Annotated in this window: 18 protein-coding genes; 9 read left to right on the top strand and 9 right to left on the bottom strand. The window is 70.3% G+C overall.

Annotated elements, in window-relative coordinates; all coding sequences use genetic code 11:
- Window positions 1-12: 12 nt before the first annotated feature.
- Genes ABB07_RS19665 through ABB07_RS19650 form a run of 4 tightly spaced genes read right to left on the bottom strand, consistent with a single transcriptional unit; the run spans window position 13 to window position 3,538 of the window.
- Entirely contained in the window at window positions 13-732 is a 720-nt protein-coding gene (locus ABB07_RS19665; RefSeq protein ID WP_208899936.1) for an ABC transporter permease, read from the bottom strand.
- Between the two features lie 10 nt (window positions 733-742).
- Window positions 743-1,654 carry an ABC transporter ATP-binding protein gene (locus ABB07_RS19660; RefSeq protein WP_208899935.1) on the bottom strand — a complete coding sequence of 304 codons (912 nt, stop codon included), beginning with the start codon at window positions 1,652-1,654 and terminating at the stop codon, window positions 743-745.
- Window positions 1,651-2,568 carry an ABC transporter permease gene (locus ABB07_RS19655; RefSeq protein ID WP_208899934.1) on the bottom strand — a complete coding sequence of 306 codons (918 nt, stop codon included), beginning with the start codon at window positions 2,566-2,568 and terminating at the stop codon, window positions 1,651-1,653. Before ABB07_RS19655 ends, ABB07_RS19660 begins: the two co-directional genes overlap by 4 nt.
- Window positions 2,558-3,538 carry an ABC transporter ATP-binding protein gene (locus ABB07_RS19650; protein WP_208903527.1) on the bottom strand — a complete coding sequence of 327 codons (981 nt, stop codon included), beginning with the start codon at window positions 3,536-3,538 and terminating at the stop codon, window positions 2,558-2,560. The genes ABB07_RS19655 and ABB07_RS19650 overlap by 11 nt, the downstream gene beginning before the upstream one ends.
- Window positions 3,539-3,803: 265 nt before the next feature.
- Between ABB07_RS19650 and ABB07_RS19645 the strand changes: the two genes are divergently transcribed.
- The 5 genes from ABB07_RS19645 to ABB07_RS19625 all read left to right on the top strand — a co-directional run bounded on the left by ABB07_RS19645 (window position 3,804) and on the right by ABB07_RS19625 (window position 9,465).
- Window positions 3,804-4,646: a M24 family metallopeptidase gene (locus ABB07_RS19645; RefSeq protein ID WP_208899933.1), complete on the top strand. Its 843-nt coding sequence runs from the start codon at window positions 3,804-3,806 to the stop codon at window positions 4,644-4,646.
- Between the two features lie 83 nt (window positions 4,647-4,729).
- On the top strand, window positions 4,730-6,505 hold the full coding sequence (locus tag ABB07_RS19640) for an SDR family oxidoreductase (RefSeq protein ID WP_208903526.1): 1,776 nt from the start codon (window positions 4,730-4,732) through the stop codon (window positions 6,503-6,505).
- A gap of 332 nt (window positions 6,506-6,837) precedes the next feature.
- Window positions 6,838-7,386, top strand: coding sequence for an RNA 2'-phosphotransferase (locus ABB07_RS19635; RefSeq protein WP_208899932.1), 549 nt, complete (start codon window positions 6,838-6,840; stop codon window positions 7,384-7,386).
- A gap of 150 nt (window positions 7,387-7,536) precedes the next feature.
- On the top strand, window positions 7,537-8,439 hold the full coding sequence (locus tag ABB07_RS19630) for an LLM class flavin-dependent oxidoreductase (protein ID WP_208899931.1): 903 nt from the start codon (window positions 7,537-7,539) through the stop codon (window positions 8,437-8,439).
- A 138-nt stretch (window positions 8,440-8,577) separates the two neighbouring features.
- Complete coding sequence (locus ABB07_RS19625; RefSeq protein ID WP_208899930.1) at window positions 8,578-9,465, top strand: HAD hydrolase family protein; 888 nt, start codon at window positions 8,578-8,580, stop codon at window positions 9,463-9,465.
- Between the two features lie 42 nt (window positions 9,466-9,507).
- Here the strand turns inward: ABB07_RS19625 and cydD are convergent, their stop codons facing one another.
- Genes cydD through ABB07_RS19610 form a run of 3 tightly spaced genes read right to left on the bottom strand, consistent with a single transcriptional unit; the run spans window position 9,508 to window position 15,794 of the window.
- Window positions 9,508-13,191, bottom strand: coding sequence for a thiol reductant ABC exporter subunit CydD (cydD, locus tag ABB07_RS19620; protein WP_208899929.1), 3,684 nt, complete (start codon window positions 13,189-13,191; stop codon window positions 9,508-9,510).
- Window positions 13,192-13,250: 59 nt separating this feature from the next.
- On the bottom strand, window positions 13,251-14,270 hold the full coding sequence (gene cydB / locus ABB07_RS19615) for a cytochrome d ubiquinol oxidase subunit II (RefSeq protein WP_208899928.1): 1,020 nt from the start codon (window positions 14,268-14,270) through the stop codon (window positions 13,251-13,253).
- 15 nt (window positions 14,271-14,285) lie between these two features.
- The gene (locus ABB07_RS19610; protein ID WP_208899927.1) at window positions 14,286-15,794 is read right to left on the bottom strand and encodes a cytochrome ubiquinol oxidase subunit I; all 1,509 of its coding nucleotides are present in this window, start codon (window positions 15,792-15,794) and stop codon (window positions 14,286-14,288) included.
- 208 nt (window positions 15,795-16,002) lie between these two features.
- Between ABB07_RS19610 and ABB07_RS19605 the strand changes: the two genes are divergently transcribed.
- Window positions 16,003-16,380, top strand: a complete 378-nt coding sequence (locus ABB07_RS19605) for a cyclophilin-like fold protein (RefSeq protein ID WP_208899926.1) — start codon at window positions 16,003-16,005, stop codon at window positions 16,378-16,380.
- A 13-nt stretch (window positions 16,381-16,393) separates the two neighbouring features.
- Here ABB07_RS19605 and hisC read toward each other — a convergent pair whose 3' ends face one another.
- Complete coding sequence (gene hisC, locus ABB07_RS19600; RefSeq protein ID WP_208899925.1) at window positions 16,394-17,473, bottom strand: histidinol-phosphate transaminase; 1,080 nt, start codon at window positions 17,471-17,473, stop codon at window positions 16,394-16,396.
- A 431-nt stretch (window positions 17,474-17,904) separates the two neighbouring features.
- Between hisC and ABB07_RS19595 the strand changes: the two genes are divergently transcribed.
- The 3 genes from ABB07_RS19595 to ABB07_RS19585 all read left to right on the top strand — a co-directional run bounded on the left by ABB07_RS19595 (window position 17,905) and on the right by ABB07_RS19585 (window position 21,419).
- Window positions 17,905-19,017: a LacI family DNA-binding transcriptional regulator gene (locus tag ABB07_RS19595; protein ID WP_142218695.1), complete on the top strand. Its 1,113-nt coding sequence runs from the start codon at window positions 17,905-17,907 to the stop codon at window positions 19,015-19,017.
- Window positions 19,018-19,298: 281 nt separating this feature from the next.
- The gene (locus tag ABB07_RS19590; RefSeq protein ID WP_208899924.1) at window positions 19,299-20,378 is read left to right on the top strand and encodes a metallophosphoesterase; all 1,080 of its coding nucleotides are present in this window, start codon (window positions 19,299-19,301) and stop codon (window positions 20,376-20,378) included.
- Between the two features lie 180 nt (window positions 20,379-20,558).
- Window positions 20,559-21,419, top strand: a complete 861-nt coding sequence (locus ABB07_RS19585) for a hypothetical protein (protein ID WP_208899923.1) — start codon at window positions 20,559-20,561, stop codon at window positions 21,417-21,419.
- A gap of 214 nt (window positions 21,420-21,633) precedes the next feature.
- Here ABB07_RS19585 and thiC read toward each other — a convergent pair whose 3' ends face one another.
- Window positions 21,634-23,418, bottom strand: coding sequence for a phosphomethylpyrimidine synthase ThiC (thiC, locus tag ABB07_RS19580; protein WP_244189429.1), 1,785 nt, complete (start codon window positions 23,416-23,418; stop codon window positions 21,634-21,636).
- Window positions 23,419-23,695 lie beyond the last annotated feature (277 nt).

Genomic DNA, 23,695 nt, shown 5'->3' with positions numbered 1-23,695 from the left:
GGCGCCGCGGGCCTACTCCTCGCCCGCCAGCTTCAGCGTCCGCAGCTTCTGCCCGGCGTACCAGGTGGCCAGCACGGTCACCGCGACCAGCAGCACCGTGGCCGTCGGCAGGCCCACGTCCGAGGTCACCAGGTCACCGCCGGCGACCTTGTGGGCGACGGCCAGCGACCACTGCTGGACGCTGAGCGTGCGCGCGCCGGGCACCAGCGAGCCGAACAGCGCCTCCCAGACCAGGGCGTAGACGAGTCCGAAGACCACCGCGTGCCGGGAGACCGTGCCGAGCAGCAGGAACAGCGCCGAGTAGGCGATGGAGGAGACCAGCGCGGCGACCGTGTAGGCGACAGCGACCTGCTGGCCGTTGCCGTTGAGGATCAGGCCCGCGATCAGGGTCGGCACCGCCGAGAAGACCATGGTGACGGCGATGGCCACGATCAGCTTGGTGAAGATGATCGTGGGCCGCTTCAGCGGCTTGGACAGCAGATAGACGACGGAGCCGTCGTCGATCTCCGGTCCGATCGCGCCCGTGCCCGCGATGACGCCGATGATCGGCACCATGGTGGCGATCGCGAAGCCGCTGAGCACATCGGCGGCCGTCTGGTCGTCGGCTCCGGTCAGGGCGCGTACGGCCACGGAGATCACGATCAGCAGCAGCGGCAGCGCGCCGAGGATGAGGGCCCGGCGGCGGCCGAGCAGGGCCCGGTAGGTGAGCCGGGCGACGGTGGGGTCGTACATCTTCGGCCTCCTACGCCGCGACCAGATACGAGAAGACGGACTCCAGGGACTCGTCGGACGGCGAGACCGTGAGCAGCCGGATGCCGTGGTCCCGGGCGACCCGCGGCAGCAGGGCGGTGAAGCGGCCGAAGTCGACGGCCTGGACGCGCAGCGCTCCCTCGGTCAGGTCGACCTCGATGCCGGCCGTCGAGGGGTCGGCGATCAGCGCGGCCGCGAGGGCGCGGTCGTCGCTGGAGCGGACCAGGTAGCGGTGCGGGCGGTCGGTCATCAGCCGGCGGATCCTGCGGAAGTCGCCGCTGGCCGCGTGCCTGCCCGCGACGACGACCTCGATGTGCCGGGCGAGTTGTTCGACCTCTTCGAGGATGTGCGAGGAGAACAGCACCGTGCGGCCCTCGTCGCCCATCTTCCGCAGCAGGTCCATCAGTTGCATGCGCTGGCGCGGGTCCATGCCGTTGAACGGCTCGTCCAGCAGGAGCAGCGACGGGTCGTGGACCAGGGCGCTCGCCATCTTCACGCGCTGCCGCATGCCCTTGGAGTACGTGGAGATCCGCCGGTCCTGCGCGTACTCCATCTCGACCGTGGCGAGGGCCCGTTGGGCAGCTTTGTCGCCCAGGCCGTGCAACTCGGCGTTGGCGACGACGAATTCGCGGCCGGTGAGGAAGTCGTACATCGCCTCGCGTTCGGGGACGATGCCGATGTGCCGGTAGATCTGCTCGTTGCGCCACACCGGCTGTCCATCGAGGGTGACCGTGCCGGTGGAGGGGGCGAGGAAGCCGCCCATCATGTTGATCAGGGTGGACTTTCCGGCGCCGTTGGGGCCGAGCAGGCCGGTGACGCCGGGGCCGATGGTCATGGTGATGTCGTTGACGGCGACCACGTTGCCGAACCAGCGGGAGACGTGGTCGATGGAGAGCGTGGTCACAGGCCCACCTTCTTGTAGCGGCGCATCAGGAGGCCGTAGCTGCCGGCGATCAGGGCGAGCACGACCAGGACGTAGACCACGCCCTGACCGGCCGAGGGGTTGACCGCACCGGGGTTGCGGGCGGTCGCGCCCAGGAAGGCCGACTGGACGCCGTCGATGAGCGTGATGGGCGAGAACAGGCCGATCCACGGGATGACATCGGAGTGGTTCTGCACATCGGCGATGGCCTGGAGCGTGCTGACCGCGCCGTAGGAGATGATCAGCACGGCGATCACGGCGGCGATGCCGAAGCCGCGGCGCGGGGTGACGGCGGCGATGACCAGGCTTATGCCGGCGAAGAGCAGGGAGAGCAGGGCCACGGAGACCAGTCCCTCGGCGAATTCCTTCGTCTGGTGGGCGAAGTCCAGCTTGGCCAGCAGGGAGCCCACGTACATCACGAGCAGGGGAGCGGCGGTCAGGATGAAGATCGCCGAGGCGAGCGCGGCGAACTTGGCGCGTACGTAGTCGGCGGTCTCGATGGGCCGCGAGAAGTACAGCGGTACGGTCTTGAAGCGAAGGTCGCGGGAGACGGCCTGGGGTGCCTGCGCGGCGACGTACAGGCTGATCACGGCCTGCAGCATGATCGCGTAGCGGGTGTAGGTCACCGGCAGGTCATGCCCCTTGGTGAAGACCACGACGGCCACCATGATGGCCGCGGGCACGCACATCACCGCGAACAGCAGCATCGGCAGCACCTTGGTCTTGACCGAGCGGCCGAGCCCGTAGGCGCCGCGCAGGGACTGCGCGTACAGCGAGCGGCGGGCGTAGGCGCGGCCGAGGCGCGGGCCGTCGTAGCCGCGGTAGCCGATGTCGTGGATCCGGGTCTGGTCGCCCGTGGGCGGGGTCAGGGGCTGCAAGGGGTGCTCAACCGCCATGGCCGACGGCCTCCTTCCGCTGCTCGTCGCCGCTGTGCTCGGCGCTGCTGGTGAACACCTCGGAGATGTGGTGCCGGCGCTGCTCCATGCGCACCAGGCCGAGGCCGAGGTCGGCGACGACGTCCCGGACCAGGTCGTAGGTCTCCTCGCCCTGGGCGGTCAGCAGCAGGATGTGTCCGGCGCCGGGCAGTCCGGCGCCCTCGCTCTCGGTCTCCACCCCGCGCGCGTGCAGTGCCTCGCGGACCGCGCGGGTGCCGTCGGGATGGGCGTCGCTGTCGGTGACCTCGATCGCGAGGGTGGTCGTGGTCTGGGTGAAGTCGGTGGTGGAGCTGGAGCGCAGGAGCTTGCCGCCGTCGATGACGACGACGTGGTCGCAGGTGCGCTCCAGTTCACCGAGGAGGTGGGAGGTGACCAGGACCGAGATGCCGAACTCGGTGTGGATGCGGCGGATCAGGCCGAGCATCTCGTCCCGGCCGACCGGGTCGAGGCCGTTGGTCGGCTCGTCCAGGAAGACCAGCTTCGGGTCGTGCACCAGCGCCTGGGCGAGCTTCACGCGCTGCTTCATGCCGGTCGAGTAGCCGCCGATGGGGCGGTAGCGCTCCTCGTACAGCCCGACGTGGCGCAGGGTGTCCGCGGTGCGCTCGCGTGCGGCGGTGGGCGGCAGTCCGGACATGCGCGCCATGTGGACGACGAACTCGGTGGCCGAGACGTCGGGCGGCAGGCAGTCGTGCTCCGGCATGTAGCCGACGCGCTCGCGGATGGCGCCGCCTCCGGTGGCGACGTCGAGGCCGAGCACCTCGGCGCGGCCCTCCGTGGCGGGGGACAGACCCAGCAGGATCTTGATCAGGGTGGACTTGCCGGCGCCGTTGGCTCCGACGAGTCCGGTCACACCGGGCCCGATGTCCACGGACAGCCGGTCGAGCGCGGTCACCCGGGGGAACCGCTTGCTCAGGCTTTCGGTCGCGATCACAGTCACGCCTTCGACGGTAGTGACGCGGACCACCCCGGTCGTCAGACCTCAGAGCCGTCTTGGCGTCAGACCCAAGTATTACGGAGCCCTAGGGGATGCCCTGCCTCAGGGTTACCCCGGGTTTTCCACAGCCTGCCATCCTCCTATTGACGCCGCCTCTAACAACTGCCACATTCACCAGTGTCAAGTTACGGACGAGTAGGTGGTCCGCGGACGAGTCGGCGCATCGACGGGACGAGTCGACACCGCGACGGGACGGGGCGGCATGACGACGGCAGTGAGCAGCGAACTCACCGCGGACTTGCGGGGGTTCAGGCGGGTGCAGCGCCTCGCCTACGAGTGCGCGGAGGCGGTCGCGGCGCGGCTGGAGCCGGGCGTGACCGAGCGCGAGGCGGCGCGGATGCAGCGGGAGTGGCTGCGCGAGCGCGGGGTGCGGGACTGGTTCCACCTGCCCTTCGCCTGGTTCGGCGACCGCACGGCGTTCGTGAACTTCCGCATCCCCCTGCAGTTCTTCCCCACCGACCGCGCCCTGGCGCCCGGGATGCCGTTCATCCTGGACATGGCGCCGGTCTACGACGGATACACGGCGGATATCGGCTACTCGGGCTCGCTCGGCGTCAACCCGGTGCAGGACCGGCTGATGGCCGACCTGGAGGCCCACCGCGAGCTGATCCTGCGCGAGGTGCGCGAGCGGCGCCCGCTGCGCGAGATCTACGAGGACGTGGACCGGCTCATGGTCCGCCAGGGCTATGCCAACCGGCACCGCGCGTATCCCTTCGGCGTGATCGCCCACAAGGTGGACCGGGTGAGGCAGCGCCGCTTCTCCCCCCATCTGTTCGGGTTCGGCACGCAGTCCCTGAAGGGTCTGGCCGCCGACGCGCTGCACGGCCACCGCGAGGGCTGGTCGCCGCTGTGGTCGCCGTACCGCTTCTCCGACCATCCGCCGCGGCCGGGCCTGTGGGCGGTCGAACCGCATCTCGGTTTCCGGGGCACGGGCGCGAAGTTCGAGGAGATCCTCGTGGTCACCGACTCGAAGGACCCCGAGGAGAGCGCGTTCTGGCTGGACGACGACCTGCCGCACGTGCGGCGCTGGGCGGAGGAGAAGTGACGGCGGAGGACGCGGGAGAAGTGACGGCGGACGGCACGGGAGAGGTGACAGCGGACGGCACGGGAGGGGTGACGGCGGACGGCATGGGAGGGGTGACGGCAGAGGTGGCGCTGAAAGGTGCGCGGGAGCGGCGGGTGGCGACCGGCGGGGTCGAGCTGTGCGTGGCCGAGCTGGGCGATCCGCAGCAGCCCACGGTGGTGCTGGTGCACGGTTACCCGGACAGCAAGGAGGTCTGGTCCGAGGTCGCCGTCCACCTGGCCGACCGCTTCCACGTGGTCCTGTACGACGTCCGGGGCCACGGCCGCTCGACGGCGCCCAAGCCCCTGCGCGGCGGCTTCACCCTCGCCAAGCTCACCGACGACTTCCTGGCCGTCATCGACGCGGTGAGCCCGGACCGCCCGGTCCACCTGGTCGGGCACGACTGGGGCTCGGTGCAGTCCTGGGAGTTCGTCACGGTCGGCCGCACCGAGGGCCGCATCGCCTCCTTCACCTCCATCTCCGGTCCGTCCCTCGACCACTTCGGGCACTGGATCAACGCGCGCGTGCAGCGTCCGACGCCCCGCCGGGTGGGCCAGCTCCTCGGCCAGGGCGCCAAGTCCTGGTACGTGTACCTGCTGCACACTCCTGCCCTGCCCGAGCTGGCCTGGCGCGGCCCGCTCGGCAAGCGCTGGCCGAAGATCCTCCAGCGGGTGGAGAAGGTCCCCGGCGGCGGCTATCCAACCTCCTCGCTGCCCTCCGACGCGGCGCACGGCGCCTGGCTGTACCGGGACAACGTCCGCGCCCGGCTGCTCAGGCCGCGCCCGGACGCGTACGCGCACGCGCCCGTGCAGCTCATCACGCCCCAGGGGGACGCGTTCCTCTCGGAGCGCCTGTACGACGACCTGGAGCGGTGGGTGCCCCGGCTGACCCGCCGGACGCTCCCGGCCAAGCACTGGGTGCCGCGCACCCGCCCAGACCAACTCTCCTCCTGGATCGAGGATTTCATCGTGTCCGTGGACGGCGGCCGCCCCGAACCCAAGGCCACCGGCCGCCATGCCGACCGGTTCGGCGGCCAGTTGGTCCTGATCACCGGGGCGGGCAGCGGTATCGGCCGGGCCACGGCGTTCGCGTTCGCCGAGGCCGGCGCGCGCGTGGTGGCCGTCGACCGCGACGCCGAGGCCGCCGCCCGCACCGCCGAACTGTCCCGGCTGATCGGCGCGTCCGAGGCCTGGGCGGAGACGGCCGACGTCTCCGACGAGCAGGCGATGGAGAAGCTCGCGGAGAAGGTGCACCGCGAGTACGGCGTGCTGGACGTGCTGGTCAACAACGCGGGCATCGGCCTGTCGGGCTCCTTCTTCGCCACCACGACCGAGGACTGGCGCAGGGTGCTGGACGTCAATCTCTGGGGTGTGATCCACGGTTGCCGGCTCTTCGGCGCGCGGATGGCCGAACGCGGCCAGGGCGGCCACATCGTCAACACCGCTTCCGCGGCCGCCTTCCAGCCCTCCCGGGCGCTGCCCGCCTACAGCACCTCCAAGGCCGCGGTGCTGATGCTCTCGGAGTGCCTGCGCGCCGAACTCGCCGGTCAGGGCATCGGGGTGAGCGCGATCTGCCCCGGCATCGTCAACACGAACATCACGTCCACGGCCCGCTTCGCCGGTGTGGACGAGGCGGAGGAGCGCCGCCGCCAGAAGAACTCGGCCCGCCTGTACGGCCTGCGCAACTACCCGCCGGAGAAGGTTGCCGAGGCCATCCTGGAGGCCGTGGCCCGCAACAGGGCGGTGGTGCCGGTGACACCGGAGGCGCGGGGCGCGCATGTGCTGTCACGGGTGTTGCCGGGGGTGCTGCGGCGACTGGCGCGGGTGGAGCCGAAGTTGTGAGGGCTATGGGCTGGACGTTGCGCTTCTGCACGGGTGTTGAGGGAACGGGTGGAGCACATCGCCGCCCCCTTCCCGGAGTTCACCGTCCAGCCGACAGCGGGCGTCTTCTGAGTTCGCGACATTGAGCGGCCGAACCCCGGCTCAGGGAACCGCTCTTGGACTGCCTCGTCTCAGACTCCTTGTGTCACAAGGAACTTCGCGAACCCCCTTGATTCACACGTGCCTTGTCCACAGAGACGCCAATTCCCCTGTGGATAACCTCAGTTGCTTGTGGATCAAACCTGAGGACAAAAAAACCTGCGTGATCCGCGTCGCTCCCGCACGCTGGAGGCATGGACGAAAGACGTACCGTGAAGGTGTCGAAGTACCTCTCGAAACACCTGCGCCACCAGCCGCAGCGCATCGGGCTCACCCTGGATCCGGGCGGCTGGGTGGAGATCGACACGCTGATCGCCGCGGCCGCCGCCCACGGCTTCCGGTTCACGCGCGAGGAACTGGACCACGTGGTGGCCGCCAACGACAAACAGCGCTTCGCGATCGACGGCAGCCGAATCCGCGCCAGCCAGGGCCACAGCATCGAGGTCGACCTCGGCCTGCCCCCGGCGACCCCGCCGCCGTACCTCTACCACGGAACCGTCGCCCGCAGCCTGGACGCGATCCGGGCGGACGGCCTCAGGCCCATGAACCGGCACGACGTCCACCTCTCCGCCGACCGCGAGACCGCCACCCGGGTCGGCGCCCGGCGCGGCCGCCCCGTGGTGCTCACCGTCGACGCCGGAGCCATGCACCGCGACGGTCACGTCTTCCACGTCAGCGCCAACGGCGTCTGGCTGACCAGCGCCGTACCCCCGCGCTACCTGCGCTTCCCGGGACCGCACTGAACGCGCGCTCCCGTCGTGATCAGCGCACGCACAAGGAATACCCCCGCCGCCCCCGCCGCCTACCGAAGGTCCTGCTCGGACCGTGGCTGAGCAGCCGCGTACGGTGACCGTTTTGGCCGGTTGTCGGTGGCGCCCCTTACTCTCGGACGCATGAGTCTGCGTCTGAGCACCGTGATCCTGCCGTACCGCCGCTGGAGCGAGGGCGGCCGTTCGGCCTGGCTGCGGGCCGAGCAGCTCGGCTTCCACACCGCGTACACCTACGACCACCTGTCCTGGCGCAGCTTCCGTGACGGCCCGTGGTTCGGCGCGGTCCCGACCCTGACGGCCGCCGCTGCCGCCACCGAGCGGCTGCGCCTCGGCACGCTGGTGACCTCGCCGAACTTCCGGCACCCGGTGACCCTCGCCAAGGAGCTGATCTCCCTCGACGACATCTCCGGCGGTCGGATCACCCTCGGCATCGGCGCCGGCGGCACCGGCTTCGACGCCACCGCGCTGGGCCAGGAGCCGTGGAGCCCGCGCGAGCGCGCCGACCGGTTCGCCGAGTTCGTGCCCCTGCTGGACCGGCTCCTCACCGAGGACGCGGTGACGCACGAGGGCCGCTTCTACTCGGCGCACGAGGCCCGGAACATCCCGGGTTGCGTGCAGCGGCCCCGGCTGCCGTTCGCGGTCGCGGCCACCGGACCGCGCGGCCTCAAGCTCGCCGCACGGCACGGCCAGGCGTGGGTGACCACCGGCGACCCGAAGCTGTACGAGAACGGCACCCCGGAGCAGTCCGTCGAGGCCCTGCGCGGACAGCTCGCCAAGCTGTCCGAGGCCTGCGCGGACGCCGGGCGGGACATGGCCGGCCTGGACAGGATCCTGCTCACGGGCTTCACCCCGGACCGTGCCCGGCCGCTGCGGTCCCTGGACGCCTTCGTGGACTTCGCCGGCCGCCACCGGGAACTGGGCTTCACCGAGATCGTGATCCACTGGCCCATCCCGGACTCCGACTTCGCCGCGGACGAGAAGGTCTTCGAGCAGATCGCCATGGAGGCCACCGCCCAGCTGGACTGACCGGCACGGCGACCGCCCAGCCAGAACGACCGGTACGGCGATCGCCCAGCCGGACTGACCGGTGCGGCGGCGAGGGCCGAGCGTCCGGGCGTCATCTGTGTCTCATCTGTGCGGAGTTCCGCACGGCCGTGCGGGCATATGCGCGAGAATGACCGGGTGACCTCAGCGACCAGACAGCCCGGGACCCCGTCCGCCGCCCTACGGCCGCGGCTGATCGCCACCGACCTCGACGGCACCCTGCTGCGCGACGACAAGTCGGTGTCCGCGCGGACCGTGGCCGCGCTGGCCGCCGCCGAAGAGGCGGGCATCGAGGTCTTCTTCGTCACCGGCCGTCCGGCCCGCTGGATGGGCGTCGTCAGCGACCACGTCCACGGCCACGGCCTGGCGATCTGCGGCAACGGCGCCGCCGTGGTCGACCTGCACGGCGGCCCCGGCGCCCACCGCTTCGTGAAGGTGCGCGAACTGGCGCGCAGGAACGCCCTGGACGCCGTACGGCAGCTGCGCGCGGCGGCACCCGGCACGGTGTTCGCGGTGGAGCAGACGTACGGCTTCCACCAGGAGCCGGACTATCCCAAGCTGCACATGGAGATACCGGACAACCTCCTGCCCGCCGAGCGCCTCCTCGCCCCCGACGGCCCCGACGCCGACCAGCCCGTGCTCAAGATCCTGGCCTACCACCCGGATCTCGACCCGGACGCCTTCCTCACCCTGGCCCGGCTCGCGATCGGCGACCGCGCCAACGTCACCCGCTCCAGCCCCAGCGCCCTGCTGGAACTGAGCGGCCCCGACGTCTCCAAGGCCAGCACGCTCGCCCTGTGCTGCGCCGAGCGCGGTATCTCGCACGAGGAGGTCGTCGCGTTCGGCGACATGCCCAACGACGTCGAGATGCTGACCTGGGCCGGCCAGTCGTACGCGATGGGCAACGCCCACCCGGACGTCATCGCCGCAGCGTCGGGCCGTACGGTCGCCAACAACGAGGACGGCGTCGCCGTGGTGATCGAGCAGCTGCTGGCCGACCGCTTCTGAAACACTCCTGGGGCTGGTAGAAGCCGGTGACCGGAGTGACGGTCACCGCGCTCCGGCCGGCGAATCCACCTCGGCCTCCCGCCGCGCGAGCGCCCGCAGCGGCCCGTCCACCGCGAGAAGCTCCGCGTAGGTTCCCCGCTGCACCACCCGGCCGGCGTCGAGCACGAGCACCTCGTCCACCGCCTCCAGCCCCGCCAGCCGGTGCGTGATCAACAGCGTCGTACGGCCCTGGGTGGCCGCCAGCAGATCGGCGGTCAGCGCGTCGGCGGTCGGCAGGTCCAGATGTTCGGCCGGCTCGTCGAGGACCAGGACGGGGAAGTCGGCCAGCAGGGCGCGGGCCAGCGCCAGGCGCTGCCGCTGACCGCCGGACAGCCGGGCCCCGTGCTCGCCGACCAGCGTGTCCAGGCCGTGGGGCAGCCCGTCCACCCAATCCAGCAGCCGGGCCCGGTCCAGCGCCCGGCGCAGCTCGGCCTCGGTGGCGCCCTTCCTGGCCAGCAGGAGATTCTCACGCACCGAGCTGTCGAAGAGATGCGCGTCCTGGGCACACAACCCGACGAGCCGCCGTACGTCGTCGCCCGCCAGGGCATGCGCGTCCACACCGGCGAGCGTGTACGAGCCCTCCCGCGGGTCGAGGAAGCGCAGCAGCACCTGGGCCAGGGTCGTCTTACCGGCACCGGACGCCCCGACCACCGCGATCCGCCGCCCCTCCTCCAGGGTGAGATCGAAACCGGCCAGCGCGTCCTGCCGCTGCCCCTCGTACCGCGCGGCCAGCCCCTTGACCACCACCGGGAACGGCGAGGCGGGCGCCTGCCGGGGCCGCTCGGGCTCCCGCACCGGCTCCGGAGCGTCCAGCACCTCGTAGACGCGCTCCGCGCTGTGCCGCACCCGCTGCCGGTGGCGTACGGCGAGCGGCAGCCCCTGTACGGCCTCGAAGGCGGCCAGGGGGGTGAGGACGACCACGGCCATCGTCACGCCGTCGAGCCGGCCCGCGGCCACCGCCTGGGCACCGAACAGCGCGGCCGCCGTGACGGTCAGGCCGGAGATCAGCGCGGTGAGCCCGTCACCGAGTGCGGTGACGGCGGCGGCACGCGAGGCGATCCGGGTCAGGGCGCCGTCAGCTCGCCGGGCCGCGTCCGTACGGGCGGGCAGCGCACCGGCGACGGTCAGCTCGGCGGTGCCGGAGAGCAGGTCGGCGACGCGGGTGGCGAGGGCGCCCCGGGCCGGGGCCAGCCGCCGCTCGGTGCGCCGGGCCACGGTCGCCGTGACGAGCGGCACGCCGAGGCCGGCCGCCACGAGACCCGTCGCCAGGGCGGCGCCGGCCTCGGGGAGCAGCCACGCCGTGAAGCCGACGGAGGCGGCGGAGACGGCGACGGCGACCGACGCGGGCAGCAGCCAGCGCAGCCAGTAGTCCTGGAGCTCGTCCACGTCCGCGACCAGCCGGGTCAGCAGATCGCCGCGCCGGGCGCTCCGCAGTCCCGCCGGCGCAAGACGCTCCAGCCGCCGGTACACGGCCACCCGGGTGTCGGCCAGCATCCGCAGCACCGCGTCGTGCGACACCAGCCGCTCGGCGTACCGGAACACCGCCCGCCCGATCCCGAAGGCCCGCGTGGCCGTCACGGCCACCATCAGATACAGCACCGGAGGCTGCTGCGATGCCCGCGAGATGAGCCACCCAGAGGTCGCCATCAGCCCGACGGCACTACCGAGCGCAAGGCTGCCCAGCACCAACGCCCACACAAGCCGCCCACGCCGCGGCCCGGCAAGCGCCCGCACCCGCGCGAGCACCCGCCGCCCCCGCGCCGCCCCCACCCCCTCCGAGCGACTTCCCACCCGCCCGAGCCCAGCCCCCGACGACCCACCTCCCAACCGACCGACCCGGAACACCGACGAACCACTCCCCAGCCCACCGGCCCCGGACGTGGCCGGGTGACCCCCCAGCCCACCGAGCCCAGACACCGTCGGGTCACCTTCCAGCCCACCGAGTCGGGTGGCGGGTGGGCGAGGACGGGGGTCCAGGGGGCGGAGCCCCCTGGCAGGCCGACTGCAGCCCCGGGCACTCAGCAACTCGGCGCAGGACAGTCCCGCGCTGACCCCCTCCGCACTCCCCAGCCGCACCACCCGATCGGCAACCCCCAGCAACGCCGGCCGATGCACCACAAGCAGCACCGTCCGCCCGGCAGCCAACCTCCGCACCGCCGCCACGACCTCCGCCTCCGTCACCCCGTCCAGCGAGGCCGTCGGCTCGTCGAGCAACAACACGGGCCGGTCGGCGAGAAACGCGCGAGCAAGGGCCAGCCGCTGCCGCTGCCCCGCCGACAGCCCGGCCCCGTCCTCCCCGAGCTCGGTCTCCGCCCCGTCGGGCAACGCGTCCACGAACTCCAGCGCACCCGCGTCCCGCAGCGCCCTCCGTACGGCACGGTCGTCCGCCTCGGGCCGCGCAAGGCGCACGTTCTCCGCGATCGTCCCGGCGTACAGATGCGGCCGCTGCGGTACCCACGCGATCCGCGACCGCCACTCCTCCAGATCGAGTTCCGCGAGATCCGCTCCCCCGACCCGGACCCGCCCCTCGCTGGGCGGGACAAACCCGAGCAGCACATTGAGCAGCGTCGACTTGCCCACCCCGCTCGGCCCCACCAACGCGACCGTCTCACCGGGCTCGACACTGAACGACACGTCCGTCACCGCGTCCGCCGAACGACCGGGATAGCGAACGGTGACCCCCTCGAAGGCCACGGCACCGGAAGGCACCTCACCGGTACCGGACGCCGGAACCGGCGTCTGCAGCACGCTGAAGATCTCCTCCGCCGCGGCCAGCCCCTCAGCCGCCGCGTGATACTGCGCACCGACCTGCCGCAACGGAAGGTACGCCTCGGGCGCCAGCACCAGGATCACCAGGCCGATGTACAGATCCATGTCACCGTGCACCAGCCGCATGCCGATCGTCACCGCGACCAGGGCGACCGACAGGGTGGCGAGCAACTCCAGCGCGAAGGAGGAGAGGAAGGCGATCCGCAGGGTCCGCAGGGTGGCCTGCCGGTACTCGCCGGTGATCCGCCGGATGGATTCCGCCTGTGCCTTGGCCCGGCCGAACACCTTCAGCGTGGGCAGTCCGGCGACCACGTCCAGGAAGTGCCCCGACAACCGGGACAGCAGCCGCCACTGACGGTCCATCCGGGACTGGGTGGCCCAGCCGATCAACATCATGAACAGCGGAATGAGAGGCAGGGTGCCGACGATGATCGCCGCAGAAACCCAGTCCTCGGTGACGATCCGCGCCAGCACCGCCACCGGAACGACGACGGCGAGCCCCAACTGTGGCAGATAGCGCGAGAAGTAGTCGTCCAGCGCGTCGACCCCGCGCGTGGCCAGAGTGACCAGCGAACCGGTGCGCTGCCCGGCCAGCCATCCGGGACCGAGCGCCGCCGCACGGTCGAGGAGACGCCCCCGCAATTCGGATTTCACCGCCGCACTCGCCCGATGGGCGGCGAGTTCGGTGAGCCACGCGACAGCCGACCGGCCCACGGCCACAGCGGCCAACAGCAGCAGGGGAGTGCGTAGTTCAGAGACGGACCGCCCGTGCTGGAACGCACCGACGACGACCTCGGCGATGAGCATCGCCTGGGCGATGACCAGCCCCGCACCGACGGCTCCCAGCCCGACGACCGCCACGAGGAAGAAGCGCGTGGCGCGGGCGTACCGCAGCAGACGTGGATCGATTGGTTTCACGTGAAACGTGCCCTTCGGCCCAGAGGGTGTGTTTCACGTGAAACACACCCTCGACGGACTCAGTGCGCGGCGCCGGCCGCAGCATCGGGAGCGATGTGCTGCGTGCCGATCCGCTTGCGGAAGACCCAGTAGGTCCAGCCCTGGTAGAGCAGGACGAGCGGCGTGGCGATGGCCGCCAGCCACGTCATGATCTTCAGGGTGTAGGGGCTCGACGAGGCGTTGCTGACCGTCAGGCTCCAGTCTCCGTTGAGCGTGGACGGCATCACGTTCGGGAAGAGCGACAGGAAGAGCATCGCCACCGCGGCCACGATGGTGACGCCGGACAGCGTGAACGCCCATCCCTCACGCCCGAACTGGTTGGCCACCAGCGCGGCCACCAGGGCGGCAACGGCCACCACGAGCGCCACCAGGCTCTTGCCGTCACCGCTGTCGGCCTGCGTCCACAGCAGGAAGCCGAGCGCCACGACGGCCGCGCCGAGGCCGACCCACAGAGCCAGCTTCCGCGCCCGTACCCGGATGTCCCCCACGGTCTTGAGCGCGGTGAAGACCGCACCGTGGAAGGTGAACAGCGTGAGGGTGACCAGGCCGCCGAGCAGGGCGTAGGGGTTGAGCAGGTCCCCGACGCTGCCGACGTACTCGAAGTGCTGGTCGATCTTCACGCCCCGCACGATGTTCCCGAAGGCCACGCCCCACAGGAACGCCGGGATCAGCGAGGTCCAGAAGATGGCCGTCTCCCAGTTGCGCTGCCAGTTCTCCTCGGTCCGCTTGGCCCGGTACTCGAAGGCGACACCCCGGACGATCAGACAGACCAGGATGACCAGCAGCGGCAGGTAGAAGCCGGAGAAGAGGGTGGCGTACCACTCGGGGAACGCGGCGAAGGTCGCGCCGCCGGCCGTGAGCAGCCACACCTCGTTGCCGTCCCAGACGGGCCCGATGGTGTTGATCAGCACCCGCCGCTCGGGCCGGTTGCGGGCCAGCAGCTTGGTGAGGATGCCGACCCCGAAGTCGAAGCCCTCCAGGAAGAAGTAGCCGGTCCACAGGACGGCGATCAGGACGAACCAGACGTCGTGAAGTTGCATGACTGTTCCCCCGGCCTAGTACGAGAAGGCCATCGGCTTGTCGGCGTCACGGGTGTCGCCGCCGATCTTCATGGGCGGGTTGAGGTCGGCCTCGGTCAGCTCGGGCGGGCCGGCCTTGACGTACTTCGCGAGCAGCTTGACCTCGACCACGGCGAGGATCGCGTACAGCACGGTGAAGACCGTCATCGAGGTGAGGACCTCGCCCTGGGAGACACCGGGGGAGACCGCGTGCCGGGTCTGCAGGACGCCGTAGACGACCCACGGCTGGCGGCCCATCTCGGTGAAGATCCAGCCCCAGGAGTTGGCGATCAGCGGGAAGGCCAGGGTCCAGGTCGCGATGCGCCAGTACCAGGGCGTCAGCTTCGGGCTGAGCGCCTTGTTCTTGAACAGCACCAGATGCGGCACCTCGTCCTCGCCGACCCGCAGATGCTGCGGCAGCATGAACTTCTTGCGGGTCAGCCACAGTCCGGCCAGGCCGATGGCGAAGGAGGCCATACCGAACCCGATCATCCAGCGGAAGCCCCAGAAGGCGACCGGGATGTTGGGCCGGTAGTCGCCCGGGCCGAACTTCTGCTGCTCGGCCTTGTTGACGTCGTTGATGCCGGGCACGTACGAGCTGAAGTCGTCGTCGGCGAGGAAGGACAGCAAGCCCGGGATCTCGATGGCCACGGTGTTGTGGCCCTTCTCCACATCGCCGTAGGCGAAGATCGAGAAAGGTGCCGGCTTCTGGCCGTCCCACAGCGCCTCGGCCGCCGCCATCTTCATCGGCTGCTGCTTGAACATGACCTTGCCGAGGGTGTCACCGCTGACCGCGGTGAGGAGACCAGCGATGACCACGGTGACCAGGCCGAGCCGCAGCGAGGTCTTCATCTCACGTATGTGCTTCTTGCGGGCCAGGTGGTAGGCGGCGATGCCCACCATGAAGGCGCCGCCGGTCAGGAAGGCCGCGGACAGGGTGTGGAAGGCCTGGCTGAGGGCGGTGTTCTGGGTCAGCACGGCCCAGAAGTCGGTCAGCTCGGCCCGCCCCTTGGCCTTGTCGATCTTGTAGCCGACCGGGTGCTGCATCCAGGAGTTGGCCGCGAGGATGAAGTACGCCGACAGGATCGTGCCGATCGAGACCATCCAGATACAGGCCAGGTGGATCCTCTTGGGCAGCTTGTCCCAGCCGAAGATCCACAGGCCGATGAACGTGGACTCGAAGAAGAACGCGATCAGCGCCTCGAAGGCGAGCGGCGCACCGAAGATGTCACCGACGAAGCGCGAGTAGTCGGACCAGTTCATGCCGAACTGGAACTCCTGGACGATGCCCGTGACCACGCCCATGGCGATGTTGATCAGGAAGAGCTTGCCCCAGAACTTGGTCGCTCTGAGGTATTTCTCCTTCTCCGTGCGCACCCAGGCCGTCTGCAGCCCGGCCGTGAGAGCGGCCAGGGAGATGGTCAGGGGGACGAACAGGAAGTGGTAGACGGTGGTGATGCCGAACTGCCAGCGCGCCAGTGTCTCCGGCGCCAGAGCCAGGTCCACGTCGTCACTCTCCTTACTACGGCGTGGTACAGCGGCGGTTTGCCCTGCTTATCGCGCACATACAGGACAATCGGGACGCGCTTGTGAACGCGTTCACATTCACAAGCCATTATGACTCACTGATTTTCGGCAACCAACGGGGGGTCCCCCCTCTGCCTTCGCGTCAAGACCTTGGCATCGACTTCAACATCTTGTTGAATTGCACGCCATGCAGATACGCCTTTCCTGGCCTGCGGGCAACATCACCGCGACCCTCGACGCAGACACGCCGACCGCACAGGCCCTCGCCAAGGCACTGCCGCTCACCTCCAGCGCCTGCACATGGGGCGAGGAGGTGTATTTCGACACAGGGGTCTCTGTTTCACGTGAAACGGACGCCCGGCAGGTGGTGGACCCAGGCACGGTGGCCTTCTGGACGGATGGCGACGCGCTCGCCCTCCCCTATGGCCCGACACCGATCTCGCGAGGCGAGGAGTGCCGCCTCGCGAGCCCGTGCAACGTCCTCGGAAGCCTGGACGGGGACGCCCGCGCGCTGGCGACCGTACGCGACGGCGACCCCATCCGGGTGGAACTGATCGACGAGTAGAGCCCGCGCCGGGCTACAGCTCCTTGCGGAACGCCTCCGCCACCTTCAGGAAGATGTCGTTCGCCTCGGTCTCTCCGACCGTCACCCGCACACCCTCGCCCGGGAACGGCCGGATCACCACACCGTGCTGCTCACAGGCCTGAGCGAACGCGACCGTACGCTCCCCCAGCCGCAGCCAGACAAAGTTCGCCTGCGTCTCCGGCACTGTCCAGCCCTGGCCGCGCAGCGCGTCGACCACGCGCTTGCGCTCGCACACCAGCGAGCCGACCCGCCCGAGCAGCTCGTCCTCGGCCCGCAGCGAGGCGATCGCCGCTTCCTGCGCGAGCTGGCTGACACCGAAGGGCACCGCCGTCTTGCGCAGCGCCGCCGCGACCGGCTCATGGGCGATCGCGAAACCGACGCGCAGCCCGGCGAGCCCGTAGGCCTTGGAGAACGTGCGCAGAACGCACACGTTGGGCCGGTTCCGGTACAGCTCGACGCCGTCGGGCACCTCGGGATCGCGGATGAACTCGCGGTAGGCCTCGTCCAGCACCACCAGGACATCGCCGGGCACCCGGTCGAGGAACCGCTCCAGCTCGGCCCGTCGCACCACCGTGCCGGTCGGGTTGTTGGGATTGCAGACGAAAATCAGACGCGTCCGGTCGGTGATCGCGTCCGCCATCGCGTCCAGGTCGTGCACATCGCCGGGCGTGAGCGGCACCTGCACCGACCGGGCGCCGCTGATCTGCGTGATGATCGGGTACGCCTCGAAGGACCGCCAGGCGTAGATCACCTCGTCGCCGGGACCGCTGGTGGCCTGGATGAGCTGCTGGGCGACGCCCACCGAGCCGGTGCCGGTGGCCAGGTGGGAGACCGGGACGCCGAAGCGCTCCGACAGCTCGGCCATCAGCCCGGTGCATCCCATGTCCGGGTAGCGGTTGAAGTCGCAGGCGGCCGCCGTCACGCTCTCCATCACGCCGGGCAGCGGCGGATACGGATTCTCGTTGGAGGAGAGCTTGTAGGCGACCGGCCCGCCGGCCGCGGCAGGCTTGCCCGGCTTGTAGGTGGGGATACCCTCCAGCTCGGCGCGCAGCTTCGGGCTCGTCTCGCTCACCGCAGTCCTCCTCGCGACCACCGGCGGACCGTCGACGCCGCCGGCTTCCAATACTCCTCACCTTATGAGGATTCGGCCCCGGTGCGTACAGGTGGCGGCCCGGCAAAACGTGAACCGCATCCGCCCCGGCGTCATCCCGGGGCATCGCCGTACGAAGGCGTACGTATCAGGGGGCGCGCCGTACATATATCTATGCGCCGGTAGCTCGCGCCGTGGCGCGCATCCCTCGTGCAGGTGAGTTGAGACCTCTTCGAAACATCGGGCACTTGGCAGGTCCATACGCGTCACCGCGACACGTCTTGCCGCAGGATCGTTCAACTACCTTTGTTTCTGAGGTAGTTGGCGCCGTATGACCATGCAGAAACGTACCTGTCAACGCGTGCATATGCGTCCGCACTACCCCACCACATGAGCCCTACTATCGGCTCGCCATGACAGCAGCAGGGAAGCACCAGGTGAGCCGCGCGGAAACCTCACGTCGAGGCAGCCGGCCGGGCCGGGCGGGCATCAGAGACGTGGCCGCCGCCGCCGGAGTCTCCATCACGACCGTCTCCGACGCCCTCAACGGCAAGGGCCGGCTCCCGGATGCCACCCGGCGCCATGTCCGAGAGGTCGCCGACCGGCTGGGATACCGCCCCTCCGCCGCCGCCCGCACCCTCCGTACCGGCAAGTCGGGCCTGATCGGCCTGACCGTGACGACGTACGGGGATGAACCTTTCACCTTCACCGAGTTCGCGTACTTCGCGGAGATGGCGCGAGCCGCCACCTCGGCCGCGCTCGCCCGCGGCTACGCCCTCGTGATCCTCCCCGCGACCTCCCGCCACGACGTGTGGTCCAACGTCGCCCTGGACGGCACGGTCGTCATCGACCCCTCCGATCAGGACCCGGTGGTCAGCGAGCTCGTCCGCCAGGGCCTGCCGGTCGTCTCCGACGGCCGCCCGGCCGGCTCGCTGCCGGTCACCGCCTGGGTCGACAACGACCACGAGGCCGCCGTCCTCGGCATCCTCGACCACCTCGCCGACGCCGGCGCCCGCCGCATCGGCCTGCTCACGGGCACCACGACGGACACGTACACCCACCTGTCCACCACCGCCTACCTGCGCTGGTGCGAGCGGGTCGGCCAGGACCCGGTCTACGAGGCCTACCCGGCGCACGACCCGTGCGCGGGCGCCGTCGCCGCCGACCGGCTGCTCGCCCGTCCCGACCGGCCCGACGCGGTCTACGGTCTGTTCGACCCCAACGGCACCGACCTGCTGGCCGCCGCCCGCCGCTACGGGCTCCGCGTCCCCGAGGACCTGCTGCTCGTGTGCTGCAGCGAGTCCATGGTGTACGCCAGCACCGAGCCGCCCATCACCACGCTCTCCCTGAAGCCCCGCCGCATCGGCACCGCGGTGGTCCAGCTCCTCATCGACGCCATCGAGGGCGTGGAGTCGGACCAGCCGGTCGAGCAGGTGATACCGACCGAGCTGATCGTGCGCACCTCCTCACAGCGGCGTCCGCCGCGCACGACGGTCAGCCCACCACGGACGCCGGACGAGAAATAGCGCCGAAAGCGGGGCGCTCACCCCGTGCGCGCCCCGGCCGGCGGAGGCGGCTCGGCGGGACCTGCGACCGGAGGGCCGGGGGTTCGGTCGCCGCGCAGCCGGCCGAACACCTGCCCAAACGGGGCGAAAGCCGCGGTGAACTGGAGTCTTGTTCCGATTCACCACCCCTGGGTCATCACACGGCGCGACGCGCATTCCTATGATGGGCCCACGACACCGCGGACCGCTGCGACCAGGCAGTCCGAAGCGGTGCAGATGCGGCGCGATGGTGGAGGGGTCTGATGACTCAGGGGGCCGGTCAGGGACCCGAAGTGGAGCGGACGGCAACGCTGCGCGACTTCCGGGTACCTGCGTACGTCCACGAGACCGGTCCGTACGTCCGCACCGCCCCCCCGGGCGAGAACGCGTCGCCCGCCGACGAGGCGTACCCCGACGGCTACACCCCCACCCAGCGCGACCTTCCCGTCGTCAACCGGGCGGAGACGCTCCAGGTCTCCGTCGCGACGGCACCCGCGGCCCCGGCTCCGCAGCCCGCGACCGGGCCCGGACCGCTTTTCGTCGTCGGAGACGTCCACGGTTACCTCGACGAACTGGTGGCCGCACTGCAGGAGCAGGGGCTGATCGACGCCTCCGGCCAGTGGTGCGCCGGCACCACCCGGCTGTGGTTCCTCGGCGACTTCACCGACCGCGGACCCGACGGCATCGGCGTCATCGACCTGGTGATGCGGCTGTCCGCCGAGGCCGCGGCGGCCGGCGGCTACTGCAAGGCCCTCATGGGCAACCACGAGCTGCTGCTGCTCGGCGCCAAGCGGTTCGGCGACACGCCCGTCAACTCCGGCGCGGGAACCGCGACCTTCCAGGCGGCCTGGCTCCTCAACGGCGGCCAGAAGACCGACATGGACCGTCTCCAGGACCACCACCTGCAGTGGATGGCCCGCCTCGACGCCGTCGAGGAGGTCGACGGCTATCTGCTCGTGCACTCGGACACCACCGCCTACCTCGACTACGGAGACTCGATCGAGGCGGTCAACGACACCGTCCGCGAGACCCTCACCCGCAACGACGCGGACGAGTGCTGGGACCTGTTCCGCAAGTTCACCAAGCGCTTCTCCTTCCGCGACGAGGGCGGCGCCGACGCGGTGCGCTCCCTCCTCGATACGTACGGCGGCACCCGTATCGTTCACGGTCACAGCCCGATCCCCTACCTCCTCGGCGAGGTCGGCTCCGAGGACGGCGAGGAGGGCACCGGCCCGGTCGTGGAGGGACCGCACGTCTACGCCGACGGGCTCGCCATCGCGATGGACGGCGGAGTGACCATGGCCGGAAAGCTACTGGTCCGGCAACTTCCCCTGGCCACCTGACCGTTCCGCGGGCGGGTTCGCCGGGCTCCGTACCTGCAGGCCGGACGGCAATTTCCGGCAACCCCCTGTCACCGTGTGCCGTCACGGCTCTACCATCGGCTTATCCGTAGCAGGCTCCCCTCCGTTTCTGCCCGACGGCTCGCCGGCGTGCGAGCCCCAAGCCCTACGGAGCATCGGGGGATGCACATGAACAGCGTTCCGCAGCACCTGCAGAGCGAGGACCGCCAGGAATTCGAGCGGCTCCTCGATGAGGCGCTGCGCTCCGCACCCCAGCGGCCGGAACTGGCCGCTGTCGGACAGCGGCTCAATCCCGAACAACTGCGCACCATGGCGCTCAACGCCACCGCACTGATAACGGCCGCCGCCGCGGCCGAATACCAGCACTATGTGAAGATCCGCCAGGAACTGCGTCAGCCGGCGATGACTCCCTCCTCCTCCGGCGACTCCGCTCACGCCGACCGGAGTTCGGCCGGCACCGGGCTCGTGACCACCTTCGGCGAGGCGGCCGAGACCACCGGCGCGGGCGCCGTCGCGGTCATCGCCGTACTGGCTCCCGTCCTCTCCGGAACCGCCGCGGCGATCTTCCTGCTCGTCGGATACATCCTGAAGTCCCTGAGCCCCGGACAGGCCTTCGCCCAGACCATGCTCACCGCCGGGTGGGTGTTCGGCGCGGTGACCGCGGCCGCGATTCTCGTCGCCGCCGTCGGGCTGCTGCTCACCGCCCTGCGCAACGGAAGTTCGGAGCAGGCCCAGGCACTGGACGCGGCGCACCGGGAACTGGACAGCGCCAGAGAGGCCTGGCGGAGCGCCCTGCTGGAGCGCGGCATCCTGCCGTTCCTCACCGAGGCGCTCGCCGAGCCCGGACCGGCCCCCGTGCACCGTACGACCCCGTCCGCCCCGCGCGGCCGTATGCCCCGCCTGGGGTACGACCGCCCCGGTTTCAGCAGCCCCGACGACGGCACCCAGGCCGGCCGGACGGGCTTCACCAGCCCGGACTACACGAGCCCGGACTTCGGCGGCCCGGAGCACCGGCCCGAGTGACCCCGCGGCAACCCGGACACGGCTCACGCCCCCGCCGACGTGGGCCCGCCCGGGAGGCCCAACGGTGTGCCGCCCCGGTCAGCCGGCCCAGCCGTCGTCATGGCTCCCGGTCGCCCAAGACCGTCATCCAGGCGCCGATCCGGCGCGGCAGAAGCGCGGCCCTGGGCGGGGCGCATGGCGCACCTCGGGCGCGCACCGCCCAGGGGATGAGCCGTCAGTCGGCGATCGGCAGGTACACCCTGTTCCCGCTCGCCGCGAACTCCTTCGACTTCTGAGCCATGCCCTCCTCGATCTCGGCCCGGCTTCCACCGTGTTCGCGGCGGATGTCCTGCGAGATCTTCATGCTGCAGAACTTCGGCCCGCACATGGAGCAGAAGTGGGCGGTCTTGGCGGGCTCGGCCGGCAGGGTCTCGTCGTGGAACTCCCGTGCCGTGTCCGGGTCCAGGGCGAGGTTGAACTGGTCCTCCCACCGGAACTCGAAGCGGGCGTCGGACAGTGCGTCGTCCCACTCCTGGGCGCCCGGGTGGCCCTTGGCGAGGTCGGCCGCGTGAGCTGCGATCTTGTAGGTGATCACGCCGGTCTTGACGTCGTCACGGTTGGGCAGGCCCAGGTGCTCCTTGGGCGTGACGTAGCAGAGCATCGCCGTGCCCCACCAGGCGATCATCGCGGCGCCGATGCCGGAGGTGATGTGGTCGTACGCCGGCGCGATGTCGGTGGTCAGCGGGCCGAGCGTATAGAACGGAGCTTCATCGCAGATCTCCTGCTGAAGGTCGATGTTCTCCTTGATCTTGTGCATCGGGACGTGTCCCGGGCCCTCGATCATCGTCTGTACGTTGAAACGCCTGGCGATCCGGTTGAGTTCCCCGAGCGTCCTCAACTCGGCGAACTGCGCCTCGTCGTTGGCGTCCGCGATCGAACCCGGCCGCAGGCCGTCGCCCAGCGAGTACGTGACGTCGTAGGCGGCGAGGATCTCGCAGAGCTCCTCGAAGTTCTCGTACAGGAACGATTCCTTGTGGTGCGCCAGGCACCACGCGGCCATGATCGAGCCGCCGCGCGAGACGATCCCCGTCTTGCGGTTGGCGGTGAGCGGCACGTACGGCAGCCGGACGCCCGCGTGGACGGTCATGTAGTCCACGCCCTGCTCGGCCTGCTCGATGACCGTGTCCTTGTAGATCTCCCAGGTCAGTTCCTCGGCCTTGCCGTCGACCTTCTCCAGGGCCTGGTAGAGCGGCACCGTGCCGATGGGGACGGGGGAGTTGCGCAGCACCCACTCGCGGGTGGTGTGGATGTTGCGGCCCGTGGACAGGTCCATGACCGTGTCGGCACCCCAACGGGTCGCCCAGGTCATCTTCTCCACCTCCTCCTCGATGGAGGAGGTGACCGCCGAGTTGCCGATGTTGGCGTTGACCTTCACGAGGAACCGCTTGCCGATGATCATCGGCTCGATCTCCGGGTGGTTGACGTTGGCCGGCAGCACCGCCCGGCCCGCCGCGATCTCCTCGCGGACCACCTCGGGAGCCACGTTCTCCCTGATGGCCACGTACTCCATCTCCGGGGTGATCTCGCCCCGGCGGGCGTACGCGAGCTGCGTCACCGCCTCGCCGTCCCGGCCCCGGCGCGGCTGGCGCGGCCGTCCGGGGAAGACCGCGTCCAGGTTGCGCAGCCCACCGCGCGGCGAGGTGTGCTTGATTCCGTCGTCCTCGGGACGGACGGGACGGCCCGCGTACTCCTCGGTGTCACCGCGGGCGATGATCCAGTTCTCCCGCAACGGCGGCAGGCCCCTACGGACATCGGTGTCGACGAGTGGATCGGTGTACGGGCCCGACGTGTCGTACAGAGTGACCGACTTCCCGTTGGTGAGGTGCACCTGGCGGACCGGCACGCGCAGGTCGGGGCGCGAACCCTCGACGTACGCCTTGTGCCAGCCGATGGACTTCCCGGCCTCCTGGGACTTCTCGTCCTGAACGGAGGCAGGCGTGCGTGCGTCCTTGTTGGTCATGAGACCTACTCCCTACGCCGGCATTACCCGGTAACAGGTTCGGCGGTCGACGCAGCGGTTTCCGTCTGACGGCATTCCGCGCGGAACATCGCTTGTTCCACGTGAAACATCGCGCGTACGGAGATCAGCGCCCTCTCAGCCCGGTGCTCCGAGCTCCCGCGTGTGCAAAGGTGCCTCCACGCTAGCGTCATTTGTGGCGCGGTGAACAGTGGGCCCCCTTCCGCTGTTGCGATGATCGGGCGGTGGCCCGGATGCAGCAGTACCCGTATCGGCCGCC

The sequence above is a fragment of the Streptomyces incarnatus genome, from assembly GCF_001027185.1.
GTDB lineage: Bacteria > Actinomycetota > Actinomycetes > Streptomycetales > Streptomycetaceae > Streptomyces > Streptomyces puniciscabiei.
Note: the sequence above shows the minus strand (reverse complement) of the source record. Positions and strands in the feature narration are given on the sequence as shown.